16 protein-coding genes are annotated in these 16,189 nt (G+C 38.3%); 6 read left to right on the top strand and 10 right to left on the bottom strand.

The features are described from left to right. Nucleotides 1-240: 240 nt before the first annotated feature. The gene (locus ACSQ6I_RS22435; RefSeq protein WP_438892467.1) at nt 241-1,863 is read left to right on the top strand and encodes a hypothetical protein; all 1,623 of its coding nucleotides are present in this window, start codon (nt 241-243) and stop codon (nt 1,861-1,863) included. Between the two features lie 180 nt (nt 1,864-2,043). Next, a complete protein-coding gene (locus tag ACSQ6I_RS22440) occupies nt 2,044-2,358 on the top strand; it encodes an RNA recognition motif domain-containing protein (RefSeq protein WP_438892468.1) in 315 nt (104 codons plus the stop codon). A gap of 113 nt (nt 2,359-2,471) precedes the next feature. Here the strand turns inward: ACSQ6I_RS22440 and ACSQ6I_RS22445 are convergent, their stop codons facing one another. Next, nucleotides 2,472-3,491 carry an NADP-dependent oxidoreductase gene (locus ACSQ6I_RS22445; protein WP_438892469.1) on the bottom strand — a complete coding sequence of 340 codons (1,020 nt, stop codon included), beginning with the start codon at nt 3,489-3,491 and terminating at the stop codon, nt 2,472-2,474. Nucleotides 3,492-3,668: 177 nt separating this feature from the next. Between ACSQ6I_RS22445 and ACSQ6I_RS22450 the strand changes: the two genes are divergently transcribed. Together ACSQ6I_RS22450 and ACSQ6I_RS22455 are read left to right on the top strand one after the other, a co-directional pair. Continuing rightward, the gene (locus ACSQ6I_RS22450; protein ID WP_438892470.1) at nt 3,669-4,580 is read left to right on the top strand and encodes a ribonuclease D; all 912 of its coding nucleotides are present in this window, start codon (nt 3,669-3,671) and stop codon (nt 4,578-4,580) included. Between the two features lie 299 nt (nt 4,581-4,879). Further along, nucleotides 4,880-5,719, top strand: coding sequence for a tetratricopeptide repeat protein (locus ACSQ6I_RS22455; RefSeq protein ID WP_438892471.1), 840 nt, complete (start codon nt 4,880-4,882; stop codon nt 5,717-5,719). A gap of 48 nt (nt 5,720-5,767) precedes the next feature. On the opposite strand, the gene ACSQ6I_RS22460 is transcribed toward ACSQ6I_RS22455, so the two are convergent. The 6 genes from ACSQ6I_RS22460 to ACSQ6I_RS22485 all read right to left on the bottom strand — a co-directional run bounded on the left by ACSQ6I_RS22460 (nt 5,768) and on the right by ACSQ6I_RS22485 (nt 11,391). Continuing rightward, nucleotides 5,768-7,423 (bottom strand): sodium:solute symporter family protein, encoded by a 1,656-nt coding sequence (locus tag ACSQ6I_RS22460; RefSeq protein WP_438892472.1) that lies wholly within the window; start codon nt 7,421-7,423, stop codon nt 5,768-5,770. A gap of 9 nt (nt 7,424-7,432) precedes the next feature. Next, complete coding sequence (locus ACSQ6I_RS22465; protein WP_438892473.1) at nt 7,433-7,687, bottom strand: DUF4212 domain-containing protein; 255 nt, start codon at nt 7,685-7,687, stop codon at nt 7,433-7,435. A gap of 257 nt (nt 7,688-7,944) precedes the next feature. Continuing rightward, nucleotides 7,945-8,934 (bottom strand): tetratricopeptide repeat protein, encoded by a 990-nt coding sequence (locus tag ACSQ6I_RS22470; protein WP_438892474.1) that lies wholly within the window; start codon nt 8,932-8,934, stop codon nt 7,945-7,947. Between the two features lie 213 nt (nt 8,935-9,147). After that, nucleotides 9,148-9,609, bottom strand: coding sequence for an HNH endonuclease (locus tag ACSQ6I_RS22475; protein ID WP_323309640.1), 462 nt, complete (start codon nt 9,607-9,609; stop codon nt 9,148-9,150). After that, nucleotides 9,606-9,845 (bottom strand): hypothetical protein, encoded by a 240-nt coding sequence (locus ACSQ6I_RS22480; RefSeq protein ID WP_323309639.1) that lies wholly within the window; start codon nt 9,843-9,845, stop codon nt 9,606-9,608. The genes ACSQ6I_RS22475 and ACSQ6I_RS22480 overlap by 4 nt, the downstream gene beginning before the upstream one ends. A 178-nt stretch (nt 9,846-10,023) precedes the next feature. Beyond that, nucleotides 10,024-11,391: a hypothetical protein gene (locus ACSQ6I_RS22485; protein ID WP_438892475.1), complete on the bottom strand. Its 1,368-nt coding sequence runs from the start codon at nt 11,389-11,391 to the stop codon at nt 10,024-10,026. Nucleotides 11,392-11,565: 174 nt separating this feature from the next. Here ACSQ6I_RS22485 and ACSQ6I_RS22490 point away from each other — a divergent pair, with 174 nt between their 5' ends. Both ACSQ6I_RS22490 and ACSQ6I_RS22495 read left to right on the top strand, forming a co-directional pair. Then, nucleotides 11,566-13,074, top strand: a complete 1,509-nt coding sequence (locus ACSQ6I_RS22490) for a UbiD family decarboxylase (protein ID WP_438892476.1) — start codon at nt 11,566-11,568, stop codon at nt 13,072-13,074. Nucleotides 13,075-13,198: 124 nt separating this feature from the next. Further along, nucleotides 13,199-13,696, top strand: a complete 498-nt coding sequence (locus tag ACSQ6I_RS22495; RefSeq protein WP_438892477.1) for a PEP-CTERM sorting domain-containing protein — start codon at nt 13,199-13,201, stop codon at nt 13,694-13,696. Between the two features lie 29 nt (nt 13,697-13,725). Here ACSQ6I_RS22495 and ACSQ6I_RS22500 read toward each other — a convergent pair whose 3' ends face one another. The 3 genes from ACSQ6I_RS22500 to ACSQ6I_RS22510 form a co-directional block, all read right to left on the bottom strand. Continuing rightward, a complete protein-coding gene (locus ACSQ6I_RS22500) occupies nt 13,726-14,718 on the bottom strand; it encodes a hypothetical protein (protein WP_438892478.1) in 993 nt (330 codons plus the stop codon). A 10-nt stretch (nt 14,719-14,728) separates the two neighbouring features. Continuing rightward, on the bottom strand, nt 14,729-14,974 hold the full coding sequence (locus tag ACSQ6I_RS22505; protein WP_323309632.1) for a hypothetical protein: 246 nt from the start codon (nt 14,972-14,974) through the stop codon (nt 14,729-14,731). Nucleotides 14,975-15,324: 350 nt separating this feature from the next. Then, nucleotides 15,325-16,189 (bottom strand): Hsp70 family protein (locus tag ACSQ6I_RS22510; RefSeq protein ID WP_438892479.1); only part of this gene is annotated, 865 nt, incomplete at its 5' end.

Below are 16,189 nucleotides of genomic sequence, written 5' to 3' on the forward strand. Positions count from 1 at the left end.
TGGGATACCCACAGAAGCAAATAATAGGAAATAAATATGCTGAAGCGGGTTTAATCAGATATGGTAAGTCCGAGATTGGAATTATAATTATTACATATTTATTTAGTATAACATAGCACCGTGGTGTGGTTGATATTGATGCGATCGCACAACGCCGATACAACATAATTACCAATCATGGTAAATTGTTACAAAGGTCATACCTTAATTTTACTTAACCCCTGATAGCTTTATAGAAATATGCAAAACAGAAATAGTAGTATTCTAGTTGGTAACACCAGAGGCGATAATGTTCTCCGCTTTGATGCTTATACAGGAAACTATTTAGGTGAGTTTATCACCTCTGGGCTGGGTGGACTGGAAGACCCTGACACCTTACTCTTTGGCCCAGATGGAAATGGTGATGGTAAAAGCGACCTTTATATAGCCAGTAGATCAGAAGTAGGAGGTTCTTCTATATTGAGGTTTGATGGTCAAACGGGTAACTTTATTGATGTATTTGTGGGAGATAACCCAGATACAGAATTGGATGAAAGTGGAGGGTTAGTTCGTCCCTACGGCATTGCTTATGGACCAGATGGTAATTTTTACGTTGCTAGTTTTCTCAGTGACCAAATATTGCGTTACAACGGTTCAACTGGTGAGTTCGTTGATGTTTTTGCTCAGGGAAATGGTCAAGTAGGTGGTTTAAATGGACCAAACGGGCTACTTTTTATTAACAACAGTCTCTATGTGACAACTCAAGGTAGTGTAGCAGAAGTTAATCCTGATACTGGAGAAGCTTTCCCTGATTTTAGTGCAGGTTTACCTAGTCAAATCTTGCGTTACGACTCACTAGTAGCAGGAGCAACACCCACAGTTTTTGCTACACCTCAGCCTTCCCCAGATAGCTTTGGCTTTGTCAGTTTGCTTGGTTTAGCCCTTGGTGAAGATGGTGATTTGTATGTGAGTGATTTTGCTAACGACATCCGCCGCTATGACTTGGAGAGTGGGGAGTTAGTAGATACTCTTTCTACAAATTATACAACTGTTACACCACCCAGTAACAATTTTATTGGTAGTTTGGCTTTTGCCCCTAATGGTGATTTACTCACAGTTGGTTTTGATGTGACAACTGAACAAGGTGCGATTCTCAAATATGATACTGAGAGTAGTTCACCTATTAATCCATTTCAGGTTTTAGTTCCTACGAACCCGGTTCTTGAGCGTCCTGTTGGTATAACTTTTCTCCCCACAGAAAGCCAGTTGGTATTTGGAACTGTGGGAAATGATAAATTAATTGCAGGTAAAGATTTAGAAGCTGTTGCAGATATTGTATTTACTGGTGGTGGTGATGATGAGGTTGACTTGGCTATCAAAAGTCATGCCAGTGATAACCGCGCTTTCTTAGGTAGTGGCAATGACATTATATCTGTCAATAACAGCGATCGCGCCTTTGGTGGTTCAGGAAATGACATTTTTGATGCTACAGATGGTAAAGGTGGTAGTCGGATGTCAGGTGGTTCAGGCAATGATACCTTTTACCTGGGTAGTGCTGATAGGGCTTTGGGCGGTGATGGCAACGATACATTTTTTGTACAGTCTGGAGGTGCTAATCTCATAAGTGGTGGTGCTGGTGCCGATAATTTCTTCATTGTTAATGCTGAACTACCAGATACGGCTAATACAATTCTCGACTTTGAGATTGGTATTGATGTGATTAGTATTAATGGTGCTGCTGCTCTTGGTATTTCCGCAGCTACTCTGCTTTTGCATGAAATGAGCGGCAATACTGAGATTATTTTTGGTGCCAAAACTCTGGCTATCCTTAATGGGGTTACAAATTTGGATATTAACCTCATCAAATTTGATGTGTTTATATAACCTTATGTAAAATTTTTGCCTCTTTTTTGTCAAGAGTTAATTGTTGTGCCATCATAGTAGTTGAGAAGTAATTCGGCGACGGCGTTTGTTCTTAACATTGATGGGCTTTTTCCTTTTGATATTTCCAGACTTTTCTCCGAAATCTAAATCTCTGCACTCTTATGATTTTGGAGACATTCTATGTCAATTTACGTAGGCAACCTCTCTTATGAAGTTACCCAAGACAACCTAACTGCGGTCTTTGCAGAATATGGTTCAGTGAAACGTGTTCAACTACCTACCGATCGTGAAACAGGAAAGCTGCGCGGTTTTGGTTTCGTAGAAATGGGTACAGATGAAGAAGAAACCACAGCTATTGATGCCCTTGATGGTGCTGAGTGGATGGGACGTGACCTTAAAGTAAATAAGGCTAAACCCAGAGAAGACAGAGGTGGCTCCTTTGGTGGTGGTAATCGCAGTGGTGGTGGTGGCGGCGGCGCTCGTAACCGTTACTAAGCTATAGACTCTATCTAGTCTTTTAGCTAATTCAACAGGCTTAATAACTTAATTGAATTTAGAATTGGCTCAAGTTATTGATACTTGAGCCTTTTTAGTAGATAGTTTTTTGATTATGGTTCGTCAGAAATTTGTATAATCAATTTTCCCATCTTATGACCATCAAAAAGTCTGAGAATTGCTTGGGGTGCATTTTCCAAACCTGGGACAATTTCTTGAGTATATTTAATTTTACCCTCTTGTAACCACTGACCAATATCTCTAAAAGCAACATCCCATTGCGGAACATAATCAGTGACAATAAAACCTTGGACAAGCACGCGCTTCATTAAAATCTGGCTGAAATTATAGGGGCCGGGTACAGCTTCTTCAGCATTATAAGTAGAGATTAACCCGCATAGAGGAATGCGTGCATTTAAATTTACCTGTGTTAAAACAGCATCAAGAATTGCACCGCCAACATTTTCAAAATACACATCAATACCATTAGGACAGAATTTTGCTAAAGCTGGGATTAAATCTGCGGTTTTATAGTTAATTGCAGCATCAAAACCGAGTTCTTCTAGCAACCATTGACATTTCTCGTCAGAACCAGTGATACCCACCACACGACAACCTTTAATTTTGGCAATTTGTCCCACCAGGGAACCAACTGCACCGGAAGCTGCTGAAACAACAACAGTTTCCCCTGCTTGGGGTTTTCCTATATCCAGTAGTCCAAAATAAGCTGTACAACCAATAAAACTGAGGGGACCCATGAAAGCAGTGAGAGGAACTGCTAAAGGTTGAGGTAATTTGATGAGGTTCCCAGACGAAGCTATTGCGTAATCTTGCCATCCTAGCGCTCCAGAAACTAAATCGCCTGGTTGAAATTTGGGATTTTTGGAATCTTCAACGACACCGATAACTAAACCACGCATTACTTCCCCAATTCCTATAGGAGGCATATACTGGGGTCTATCGCTCATCCAAATACGATGGGTAGGATCTAGAGAAAGATAGATATTGCGTACCAGTATTTCACCATCTTTTGGACTGGGAATTGGTTCTTCTCGATACTCAAAATCACTTTCTTTGATTTCACCAACAGGACGACTAGCCAAACGCCACTGACGATTTATTAATTTTTGCATAGATTTTAATTTGCGCTTTTTCAAAAAGAACTGCATCTATCTTTATGAATATTTTGGCAGATTGGCAGGAATTTTTGAGAAAAGTAATCATAATAGTGGGGCAGCAAAGAGCAAATTTAGTCACAAAATGTTAATTTAGAAAACTATGACTAAGTTACACTCTCCCTACATCTACCAATGCCTTATCTTACTGCTGCCAGCGAAATTCGTTGCCTGATTGCTAAATATAGCAAAGCACAAACTCTGTGGATAGATACAGAAGTTGCTGACTATAAAAGTCGTAATCCCAAATTATCGCTGATTCAGATATTGGATAATCCTCAAGATATGAGTGGTAATAGCATTTACATTTTGGATGTCCTAGAACAATCGGAGGTAATTGCTGATTTTATTGAGCAAATAATGATGAATGCGGATATTGAAAAGGTATTTCATAATGCCAGTTATGATGTCAAATTTTTAGGAAATAAAAAAGCTAAAAATATTACTTGTACTTTAGAAATTGCCAAACAGATACCCTACTATATTTTACCTTTACCTAATTATCAACTGAAAACTTTAGCTACAGTCTTGTGTAATTTTCATGGTATTGATAAACAAGAACAAAGTAGTGATTGGGGGATAAGACCTTTAACTGATGAGCAAATAGAATATGCTTATTTTGATTGCATTTATTTAGCTCAAATACATTCACAGTTATTGTCATTGCAAGCCACAATTAACCCAGCACCTGAAACAGAAGACTTAACTCTACTTTCGGAAACATATACAGAAGTTGAACAGCAACGGAAGCTGATTAATTCGGAATTTGAACATTTGCAAGAGCGATTAAAAAAGGCTATGCAGGCTCAGAATGTATCAGAAACGGCATATTGCCAAATCAGTAATTATGAACGCAAAACTGTAAAAGTTAAGTTTAAAGAATTAGTACGATTAATGGAAAATGTTGATTTAGATTTTTCAATTACGCTGACTGAAAAAATACAAAAAGATTTAGGTAAAAACTGGGAAAAGTTAGAGGTGGATATTGAAAAAACTCCGGTGTGGCGACTAACTGCTAAAACAACAGAAAGTGAGGTAAATAATTAGTCATAAATATTTGGGTTTAGGCAGATAGCAAGAGAGTTTGCAACTAGTTAATTTGACCTTAGTATAGTTAACTTGAGTGATTAGATAACAAATTAAACACAAAAAAAGAAATTATTTACACATTAAATTTAAAAACTTATGTTTAAACTTTGAAGATGATTTTATTAAAAAATAAAGAATATGAGGAAAGCTGGTTAATTGAGTTAAAATTTCTAGCACTAGTTAAAATTATTATGGAGTGAAAAAAATAGATTTTGGTACTAATTTCCTCCAGGAGTGAAAGCGGTTTATAAAAACATATGGAATGGCAGTTATTGACACCTAAATGGCAAGTATTAGGCAGAATATTCACCATAGCTTTTTTTACTGCTTTAAGCGGAGTTTTATGCGTTGCTTGCAGTAAAAATCAGGATGTTTTGGTGACAGAAGTAGGAGTTAGTCCTCCCAATCGTCTGACAGCGAAAACATCCAAAGCGGGAGAATTCTATATTCAAGGGCAGAATCAACACGCTAAAGGCAACTCTGAAGCTGCTATTGCTGCCTATAGTAAGTCGATTAGCCTCAATTCTCAATATGCTCCTGCTTTTAAAAGTCGGGGTTTGGCATATTTTGATGCGGGTAATAAAGAGGGTGCGATCGCAGATTATAATCAAGCATTACGCCTCAACCCCAATGATGGCGAAACTTACAACAACCGGGGCAATGCCCGTGCATCTCTGGGAGATCAACAAGCTGCGATCGCAGATTACAATGAAGCTATCCGCTTGGCTCCTAACTATGCTGAAGCCTTCAATAACCGAGGAAATGCCCGTTCTGCCCAAGGAGATAAAAACGGGGCTGTGGCTGATTATACTGAGGCTATTCGCATAGATCCGAACTATTCTGTTGCCTATAATAACAGAGGCAATACTTACTTTGCCCAGGGAGATCAACAGAAAGCGATCGCAGATTATAATCAAGCCATCCGCCTCAATCCTAACTTTGGCCCCGCTTTCAATAACCGAGGAAATGCCCTTGCAGCTATTGGAGACAAACGTGGAGCATTACAAGATTTGCAAAGGGCAGCAGCTATTTTTGATAAAGAAGGTAACAAAGATTTGTACCAACAAGTAATGAAGAATATTCAAGAACTGGGGTAATTCATAATTCGTAATTCGTAATTAATTACTAATTCTCCCCATATTCATTTATTCTTCAATGATCGGGGTGCGTAAATCTTCTACCAAAGCCTGAATTTCTGCGGGAGGAGGTGGTGTTAGTCGAGAAACTATCAGGGTGACAATAAAGTTAATAATCATCCCTAAAGTCCCAATTCCTTCGGCAGAAACGCCAAAGAACCAGGGTGACATCCCGGCAAATTTTACGCCGACGATGTAGATAATTGTAAATATCAAACCTGTTAACATTCCGGCAATTGCACCTTCTGAATTAGTGCGTTTGTCGAAAATTCCCAGGAATATCACCGGGAAGAAGCTTGCAGCCGCTAAACCAAAGGCAAAAGCTACCACTTCACTCACAAATCCCGGTGGATTTACCCCAAAATATCCAGCTAAAACCAGGGCAAAACCAACGACAACTCGCCCTACAAATACCCGTTTTTCCTCTGAAGCTGTGGAATCAAAAATGCGGTAATAAACATCATGGGCAACGGAACTAGAAATTACTAATAATAAACCCGATGCTGTCGATAAAGCAGCCGCTAAACCACCAGCCGCGACTAAGGCAATTACCCAAGGGGGAAGGTTAGCAACTTCTGGGGTAGAAAGAACTATGATATCTTTATCAATTGTAATTTCGTTGGTTTCTTTATTAGGGGTTAATTGCAAACGTCCATCTTTATTTTTATCTTCAAAAGCTAGAAGTTTGGTTTTCTCCCACTTATTTACCCAATCTAATTTCTGTACTTCGGCAATCGTTTGATTATGCAAAGAAGTAATTAGATTATAACGAGAAAACATCCCGACTGCGGGGGCGGTGGTGTAGAGAATGGCGATAAATAATAACGCCCAACCCGCAGAAAACCGGGCTGCACGAACACTTTTAACTGTGTAAAACCGGACGATGATATGGGGTAAACCGGCAGTTCCTACCATCAAAGCAATGGTGATGCATAGGACATCAAGCATTGATTTGTTGGCAAAGGGCTGGGTGTATTCTTTAAAACCTAAGTCAAGTTGAATGAGGTTGAGTTTATCGGCGATATCACTGGTAGTAAAAGCTAGTTGGGGAATAGGATTACCTGTGAGTTTGTATGCGATCGCAATTGCGGGAATCAAATATGCGAAAATCAATACGCAATACTGGGCTACTTGTGTCCAGGTAATGCCTTTCATGCCTCCCAAAACCGCAAAAAAGCCGACAATGATCATGCCGATAATCACACCTGTATTCACGTCTACTTGTAAAAAGCGACTGAAGACAATTCCCACCCCCCGCATTTGTCCAGCGACGTATGTGAGAGACACGAAAATGGCTGCAACTACCGCCACCAACCGAGCTATGTTAGAGTAATAGCGATCGCCCACAAAATCAGGAACTGTATATTTACCAAATTTCCGCAGATAAGGCGCTAATAATAATGCTAGTAAAACATAGCCACCAGTCCAACCCATTAAATAAATAGAACCGTCATATCCCAAAAACGAAATCAACCCCGCCATTGAAATAAATGAAGCCGCAGACATCCAATCAGCCGCCGTAGCCGCACCATTTGCAATTGAAGGTATTCCCTGACCGGCAATAAAAAAGTCTTTAGTATTTTCTACTCGTGATTGCCAACCAATGTAAATGTAAACAACAAAAGAAAGCCCAACTAAAATAATCGTCCAAAGTTCAACTGACACTGTTTCTCCTCACTTTTTGGTATTATATTTGCGGTCTAATTTATCCATTTGGAAAGCGTAAGTAAAAATCAATACCACAAAAACCAAAATTGATCCTTGTTGCGCCATCCAAAAGCCAAAGGGAACACCAAAAAAGCGAATTGCATTTAATGGTTGAACCAACAAAATACTAAAAACTAGGGACACTAAAGCCCAAACAATTAAAAGATTTCTAATTAAGGTGGTGTTAGCACGCCAATAAGCGCGACACTGATCTTCGTCCATTTTTCTTTTATCATGATTGCATCACAGATAATATCAGCAAGTCGAGATAATGCTGTTTTATTTTGGCGTTTTTTTGTTAAGTTTTCTATATTAAGTAGTTAGTTCTATTTTTTATGGTGATTTTTGGGTAAGTTAAATATTTTTTATCTCACGCAGAGACGCAGAGGCGCAAAGAGGAAGAGAGAAGGAGAGAAGAAAATGAAACCCAACTTTGATTAATTTTATTGTTGGGTTGTGCTTCGTTTAACTCATATTCATTATTTGCTCATGTTTCTGATTTTATCTATAGCCTTTTGATAGTCTGTTTCCTTACCTTCTTCTTTATATATATTTGCGGCTTTTTGGAAATCTTCAATTGCAATCTCCTTGTTTCCTAATTCAGAATTAACAACGCCTCTACCGTAGTAAGCATTTGCAAAGTTAGGATTAATCTTGATAGCCTCAGTAATATCATCAATTGCTTTCTTCTTATCTCCTAATTTATAATGGCAATAAGCTCGTCCATTGTAGGAATTTGCATGATTTGGGTTTAGTTGCAATACTTGAGTATAATAGCCAAAAGCACCATTATAATAACCAAAAGCACCTTGATAATCTTCTTTCTCAAGACACTCATCACCCAGGCGCATATATTCGTCAGCTTCAGAAGATGTCAAACTCTCTAAATAGCTGCGTAAACCCCCAGCATAAAGCAATTCATCTATTCCCACGAAGGCTTTACCATGAACTGTTTTTATCATATTAGTTGGTAAAAAGCCTGCTAAAATGAGTCTATATTTTTCCTGATGATGTTTCACTTCCTCTGGAATTAAAATACAAACTATAACAGCATTTTTTTCAATTTCTTCTTGGCTAATTGACCATTGAATTTTATTAAAATTGCTATTACACGCTTTAACCTGAATACCAACTGATGAGTCAGAAGTTAAGGTAAAATCAACTTTTCCATCACCACCAATGCGCTTTTCATAGTCAACTTCTGTGACAAAATCAGCTAAACGGGATTTGACAACTTCCTCACCTAACTTTCCCTTCATATTGTTGATGAAAACTTCGCGGACTGGAGAATTTCGCTTATATTTTTCAGCCATTTCCCAGCAAAAATCATCTAATTGCTCTAACCTGCTACCAGAAATGACTGTTAATTCACTATGCTGTCCTTTTGTGTCACAACTGAGTAAGTCAGCAGATTTAAGTCTTTGAATAAAATCAGTCTGTTGTGCCTTGAGTGGTGTTGTCCAGTCCATATTAGTATAAGTTTGCTCTGATGTGACAAGGTATCTAATTTTAGTATTCCCCATCAAGAGGCAAAAATCTCAAATATCTACTGAATTTCACTATGTTCTTGGCTTGTGGTTGGGATTTAGGCTTATTTTTACGGTGGTTAGTTTATCAATTATTCCTAGTATTAAGACATCGCTAAATTTGCATTTATCCTGATTGAAATAATCCTGTAACTTTCAATCTTCCTCTTTTTGTCGGGGATCTTCATATGGTGGATGCCAACCACCTTTTACCCAAAAACGACGTGCTTTTATAATAGAACCTTCATTATGCCGTTCATCATTGAGGTCTAAGCGATTGCAAGTAGCCCTTCCTGTAGGAGTAATACCGATAATTTTTAAACTGTCTAATGACCAAATAAAATGGTCTGACCATTTTTGTTTTCGAGGATTAAATATTGGGATTATTTCTTTAGTTTCCGGGTCAATACCAGTTGTAAAATTATAGCGATATCCGTTACAACGTTGACAAGCTAAAGCTAAATTATCAGGGTCATCAGATGAACCAGAGATAGATTGGGGAATAATATGATCAATAGCAAATAAAGCTGCACTTGCTTCTTCTAAAGAATGACAGTATTCACAAAGGAATTTAGCTCTTTCCCTGACTAATTTTCTCGTTGCATCATTAACTGTCATGACTCAGCAATTATCTTAGCATTCAGCAAAGTAAAAATCCTATCTAGTTCTAGTATTCCTGCTAATTCAGCTTCTTCTTTTGAAGTTAGCATTCCAGCTTTGTTATTCTCAGAAAGTTCTTCTAATCGAGATTGTAATTCTGAGCTAAATTTGAACAAATTTAAATTTCTAACTTTGCTGATTTCAATTCCAGACTCTACCCAGGATGAGGGTTGAATCATCACTTGAGTAATCATGGGCTTATTATTTGTTACTTTTGGGATACTTCTATCATAACATATATTTAAATTATACATTACATTTCTTATAACAGAAGACCTGCTAAAACTGCACTAATGGCAAATATTGAGATTTTAACATATCAACCGTCAAGAATATTCAGGGTTTAGCATTGCTAAACCCCTACAAAATTAATTAACTAACAGCTAATGACTTTTTACTGTAATATTCAGTTTGAGCATAAACACTAATTACAGTATCACCAACTTCAAAAAATGTCCCTTCTTCTTCATGTTTAGAAAATTGCAAATGAGGATATTTAGCAGCTAGTTGATCCGCAGTCATTGCTGTAGCTGATATTTTATTAGGTAAAAGCCCCGTCGCACCAATGTAAAATACTAAAGGTGAAATTTTCTCTTGGTAAATTTTATCAGCATAAGCTTCTAACTCGTTGTAAGCCGTCGTCATAGCTGCAATAAAATCTTCTCTGTTAATAGGTTTACCCGCGTGTTTCGCATATAAAAATACAGCCAAACTATTATCACGCACTTGGTTGAGAATTTCTGCTACTTTACCATTTACATCTATTCCCAGAAAATCATCGAAAATCGGTTTCATTAAATCATCAACTTTAGTAATTTTCATCCGTGACGAAATGGCTTTAGGACGAAAAGAGATATTTTCATTTAAACCCATATTAAAATTAGGTTTAGGGAAAATCTCCCCAGTTACTTTGTCCACAGCTTCATATCTCCGCGCTAAAAATTGATTAGCAGAATATAGCTTACTTAAATTGAGAATATCGTGATTACCAAATTCGATTCTATAACTTAGATGAGAATCAATTGTATTTGGATATTCCTGAGTAGTGGGAAAATTTAGATACAGGTTTTTGGATAAATAATGTTTTCTTAATTCTTCTAATTGATTGACAATAAACACATCTGACTCATGACGTAAATGAGCCGCAAGAATACTAGTCAGAACCTTTATTTCTGCAAGTTTGATAAATAAACCATCAATGCTGCTAAAATTCACATTCACAGGAACTAAAGATAGATTATCTAACTGAAGAGTATATTCAAAATTGAAATCAAACTTATCCGCAAAAATTACATCCTTTGCTTTCAATAAATCAAATACTTTCTTATTGCTGATTTTGATATTTAATGCAGTTACATTGAGTTTGCCATCCTTAACAATGGTATAATTATTAAAGTTATCCAAATCATTAGCCAGCAAACCCGCAACCTCAATCATAGGTGTATTGTCTTCAGCTTTTACCAGCTTAACTTTACGCTTCAGCAACATATTAATAGTAGCGGTATTGCAATTCATGGCAAATACACCCATCTGCACAAAATCACCAGGATAGATATCTTCCGTTTGTAACCAAGGAGTGATTAAATCACCATTAATATCTCTCACACCTTTCACGCGCTTAATACTCGTTCTGTGGTAATCTTCCTTTAGTTTCTTAATATTAACGAGGATATATTGACGATATTCAGACAAAATTTGCACAAGTTCCAACAGCGAAATTTTATGATTTAACTCCGACATAAAACCCCCTAAATTTTATCTGGTAAAAACTCTATTTTCCTCTCCGCGCCTCTGCGTCTCTGCGTGAGAAAAATCTATCTTTTTATTATTATAGTATATATGTACTAAAAAGTCAAATTATTCCTAATGACGACTAAGATAAAATAGCTTTACACTTCTTAATTCTTAGGGAACATGGCGCGAGATTTACGGGGATTCATTAAAATTCTAGAAGAAAGAGGACAATTGAAGCGAATTTCGGCTTTAGTTGACTCAGATATGGAAATTGCGGAGATTTCCAACCGAATGCTGCAAAAAGGTGGGCCAGGATTAATCTTTGAAAACGTGAAAGGTGCATCTTTCCCCGTTGCGGTAAATTTAATGGGGACGGTGGAAAGGATATGCTGGGCGATGAATATGGAAAAACCAGAGGAGTTAGAAACCCTGGGAAAGAAGTTGAGTATGCTTCAGCAACCCAAACCACCAAAAAAGATTTCCCAAGCGATAGATTTTGGTAAAGTGCTGTTTGACGTGGTGAAAGCCAAACCAGGAAGGGACTTTTTTCCTGCTTGTCAACAGGTAGTGATTCAGGGGAATGAATTAGATTTAAATAAGTTACCTTTAATACGTCCTTATCCGGGAGATGCCGGAAAGATTATTACATTAGGATTGGTAATTACTAAAGATTGTGAGACGGGAACGCCAAATGTAGGTGTGTATCGTTTACAACTGCAATCTAATAACACTATGACCGTACATTGGCTATCGGTGCGGGGTGGTGCGAGACATTTACGCAAAGCAGCCGAACGTGGTAAAAAATTAGAAGTGGCGATCGCACTTGGTGTAGATCCTTTAATCATTATGGCAGCAGCCACACCCATTCCGGTAGACTTATCAGAATGGCTATTTGCAGGGCTTTATGGCGGTTCTGGAGTCCAATTAGCCAAGTGCAAAACCGTAGATTTAGAAGTTCCCGCAGATTCAGAATTTGTCTTAGAAGGGACAATTACACCAGGGGAAGTTTTACCAGATGGCCCCTTTGGTGATCATATGGGTTATTACGGTGGTGTAGAAGATTCGCCATTGGTGCGGTTTCAGTGTATGACCCACCGCAAAGATCCGATTTATCTTACCACATTTAGCGGTCGTCCACCCAAAGAAGAAGCCATGATGGCGATCGCACTCAACCGCATCTATACCCCTATTTTACGGCAACAAGTATCAGAAATAGTCGATTTCTTCCTACCAATGGAAGCTTTGAGTTACAAAGCGGCGATTATTTCCATAGATAAAGCATATCCTGGACAAGCGCGACGAGCAGCCTTAGCTTTTTGGAGTGCCTTACCCCAATTCACTTACACCAAATTTGTCATCGTCGTCGATAAAGATATCAACATTCGTGATCCGCGTCAAGTAGTCTGGGCAATTAGTTCTAAAGTTGATCCTTCACGAGATGTATTCATATTACCAAACACCCCCTTTGACACTTTAGATTTTGCTAGTGAAAAACTCGGTTTAGGCGGCAGAATGGGCATAGATGCCACTACCAAAATGCCCCCAGAAACAGAACATGAATGGGGTGAACCATTAGAATCAGATGCTGATGTAGCTGCAATGGTAGAAAGACGTTGGGATGAATATGGTTTAGGAGATTTAAAACTAGGAGAAGTTGATCCAAATTTGTTTGGTTACGATATGCATTAAATTGTTAAGTTGCTGGTAACAATATCTCTCAAGATTTAGCTTGACTGATACTATTGGTCAAGCTATTTGTTTTTAACTGTAGCTGAACTTAATCTATCAACTTCGCCTTGCCACTAACAACTCCATGAAAAATATAGCTGTACTATTTGCAACAGTCTTTGCTATTGTATTAGGATTATTTTTCGGGACAATGGAAACCGCTTTTGCTATAACTTGGAACTGGAATTATTCTGGTACTGGTGTAGCAGCTAGTGGTACTTTTATTACTGATGACACACCTGACGAGTTAGGCTTTTACCTGATTATTGGAATTACTGGGACAAGGAATGGTGAAACAATTACTGGATTGCAACCTGCTGGGACTCCAACACCAGGAAATGAACCTTTTAGTGTTGACAATTTAATTAGTCTCAATAATCAGCATTTAACAGGTGATGGGTTTGGATATTCTACAGCTAGTGGCAGCTATTCTAGTACATTTTTTGCTGATTTTTTACCGACACCAGGTTATTTAGAGTTTTTATCTGCACCACCAATTGGAACCGATTTCACCGATGTAGGATCAGAAAATAGTGAGTTACCCATTAGTTTTTCTGCAACCATAATTAAATGGGAAGGGTAAAGATAAACCTTTACCCCAAATCCTACACCTTACACCCTTCTTTTTATCGTCTTGGCATCCCAAGTATAGAAACCGATTTGGTTAGGAACTCTAGAGAATCTTCCTGTGCGATGACCTCTAGATAATTCATTCAGCACTTTGTTTTTTACCTCTCTGATTTCTTGATCATTAAGTTCTCCATAAATGCCATTGACAATTTCATTCACACCAAAAACTCGTCCCTTATGTTGCTCTAAGAAAGAAGTGAGAGCATCAATTAAAAATTGACCTTGAAACTCTCTGAGCATCGGGACTTCTTTTGTGTGCTGTTGAACAAAAGGCTTCTTCTTTTTATTTCTCGCACCAGCAGACGAACCGTTGTGATGAACTGGAGCTAATAGACTTAACACCAGAGTATAACAACCAGGTTCATTGGGAATAGCCGACCAGTAACCTCGTTCTCTACCTTGGGTGAGGGAAGACTGGACTCGACCTTTGACAACCTTGAAGATAGTTGACTCTAAATCACCGTAAAGCGATCGCACAATAAAATCTATATGGCATACAGTACCAGCATATTCATGCAATAGCTTTTTCAGAGCTTCCATTCGGGTCAGAGCTTGATATTGGGATAGCATGGGAATTTCTGCCCCTTTTGCCAAATGATCATAACTCTCGGAAGATGTATTTATCAGATGGGAATCTTCTGTATCTGTAGCAGCAGCACTAGACTCATTTGTCTCCCATGTATCTGAGAGAGAAAGTTCTGACTCTAGAGACTCCAACAAGTCCAAATCAGACTTATCATCAGATGATAGAAAAAACAGAGAACCTTGTTCATCAGCACTTTCTAGTTGCGACAATGGTTCATGATCAGGGTAAGACCAGTTGGATAATAAAGCTTCCGTGTGATCCAACTGCGATCGCGCTTCTATAAATAGCTGTTGGTATTCTTGGGCAAGACTAGCATAGTAGTCTCGTAATTCCAACAATGGTCTGATAAATACCTCTGAAGGAGGTTGTAATTGTTCTTTTGGATTCATATTACTTCTATTAACCTAAATCAATATCGCTTTTGTAAGTCATTGCATGAGGCTTAACTTTTCTAGCTTCTTGTGATGATTTTTTAGGAGGTTGAGGAGGACGACAGGATTCACAATACAAAGGTCTAGTCCCAAAAGTTTCCCGTTTTGTAGCTTGATTACATTCTTTGCAAACAAAATTAAAAACACGAGTGTGAATCTGTCTTTGATGCGCTCTGACAGTATATTCTCTAACATCAATGATTTTGGTAGCCATAATTAAGAGTTGCCAATTCCAGTAATCTTAATATAGCTATTCAAGCAAAAGAAACTACATCAGTGTGTGTTTTAGTGTAAGTTTTATTCAAATCCTTAAAATCAAGCCAAGCATAGGATGCAAATTTTAATTGTCAAGAATAAACAGCGAAGCAATCTCCACCCATGCGATTGTTCCGCTGTACTAAGCTTTCCTGACAATGGCCTTTCATATTGAATTTAAGTCTTTCTACTTGTTCATCTCTGCCTACTGATAATCTGGATAACTTTGAAGATTTAGGCATCCTCCTTATGGAGGAAATAGAAGAATGAAGTTTTTCATCCTTCGTAATTTATAATTCATCCATTTTTTTATTGATTTTCCACAAAATCAGCATCAATCACATCTTCACTCCGACCACTTTGTGATTCCCCACTACTTCCATTTGGGCTGCCCGCGTGAGCATAAACTGCACTACCAATTTGCATCAAGACTTGCTGTAATTCACTGCTAAGGGACTTAATGCGGTCAAAGTTATCTTGATTAATGGCTTCCTGCAAATCCTTAACTAACTCTTCCACTCGGCTTCTATCAGCAGCACTCACCTTATCACCCAAGTCTTTCAATTGCTTCTGGGCTTGATAAGCTAAAGAGTCTGCCAAATTTTTAGTGTCAATTTGTTCACGTCGTCTTCTATCTTCCTCCGCATGAGATTCTGCATCACGCACCATATTTTCTACATCTCGTTTATCGAGAGTAGAAGCACCTGTAATCGAAATTGACTGTTGTTTACTCGTGGCTTTATCTTTCGCTGTGACTGAGAGAATACCATTAGCATCAATGTCGAAAGTAACGTCAATTTGCGGAATACCTCTTGGTGCTGGAGGAATACCATCCAAACGGAAAGTACCTAAACTCTTATTATCTTTGGCTAACTCCCTCTCACCTTGCAAAACGTGAATTTCTACATTACTTTGACCATCAGCCGCTGTTGAAAAGATTTCTGATTTCTTCACCGGGATAGTTGTATTGCGAGTAATGATTTTAGTCATCACACCCCCAAGAGTTTCCACACCCAAAGACAACGGAGTCACATCAAGCAGTAAGATATCTTTAACTTCACCAGACAACACACCCGCTTGAATAGCCGCACCCACAGCCACAACTTCATCAGGATTCACACCTTGACAAGGGTCTTTACCTGTTATCCGTCGCACCAATTCTTGGACAGCCGGA

Source organism: Anabaena sp. WFMT, from assembly GCF_051781005.1.
GTDB lineage: Bacteria > Cyanobacteriota > Cyanobacteriia > Cyanobacteriales > Nostocaceae > Anabaena.

Excerpts from the sequence above, each read along its gene's own strand:
- ACSQ6I_RS22475 (WP_323309640.1), bottom strand. The coding sequence starts at position 9,609 with ATGACAGTTAATGATGCAACGAGAAAATTAGTCAGGGAAAGAGCTAAA.
- ACSQ6I_RS22470 (WP_438892474.1), bottom strand. The coding sequence starts at position 8,934 with ATGGACTGGACAACACCACTCAAGGCACAACAGACTGATTTTATTCAA.
- ACSQ6I_RS22485 (WP_438892475.1), bottom strand. The coding sequence starts at position 11,391 with ATGTCGGAGTTAAATCATAAAATTTCGCTGTTGGAACTTGTGCAAATT.
- ACSQ6I_RS22455 (WP_438892471.1), top strand. The coding sequence starts at position 4,880 with ATGGAATGGCAGTTATTGACACCTAAATGGCAAGTATTAGGCAGAATA.
- ACSQ6I_RS22450 (WP_438892470.1), top strand. The coding sequence starts at position 3,669 with ATGCCTTATCTTACTGCTGCCAGCGAAATTCGTTGCCTGATTGCTAAA.
- ACSQ6I_RS22490 (WP_438892476.1), top strand. The coding sequence starts at position 11,566 with ATGGCGCGAGATTTACGGGGATTCATTAAAATTCTAGAAGAAAGAGGA.
- ACSQ6I_RS22505 (WP_323309632.1), bottom strand. The coding sequence starts at position 14,974 with ATGGCTACCAAAATCATTGATGTTAGAGAATATACTGTCAGAGCGCAT.
- ACSQ6I_RS22440 (WP_438892468.1), top strand. The coding sequence starts at position 2,044 with ATGTCAATTTACGTAGGCAACCTCTCTTATGAAGTTACCCAAGACAAC.
- ACSQ6I_RS22465 (WP_438892473.1), bottom strand. The coding sequence starts at position 7,687 with ATGGACGAAGATCAGTGTCGCGCTTATTGGCGTGCTAACACCACCTTA.
- ACSQ6I_RS22445 (WP_438892469.1), bottom strand. The coding sequence starts at position 3,491 with ATGCAAAAATTAATAAATCGTCAGTGGCGTTTGGCTAGTCGTCCTGTT.
- ACSQ6I_RS22500 (WP_438892478.1), bottom strand. The coding sequence starts at position 14,718 with ATGAATCCAAAAGAACAATTACAACCTCCTTCAGAGGTATTTATCAGA.
- ACSQ6I_RS22480 (WP_323309639.1), bottom strand. The coding sequence starts at position 9,845 with ATGATTACTCAAGTGATGATTCAACCCTCATCCTGGGTAGAGTCTGGA.
- ACSQ6I_RS22435 (WP_438892467.1), top strand. The coding sequence starts at position 241 with ATGCAAAACAGAAATAGTAGTATTCTAGTTGGTAACACCAGAGGCGAT.
- ACSQ6I_RS22495 (WP_438892477.1), top strand. The coding sequence starts at position 13,199 with ATGAAAAATATAGCTGTACTATTTGCAACAGTCTTTGCTATTGTATTA.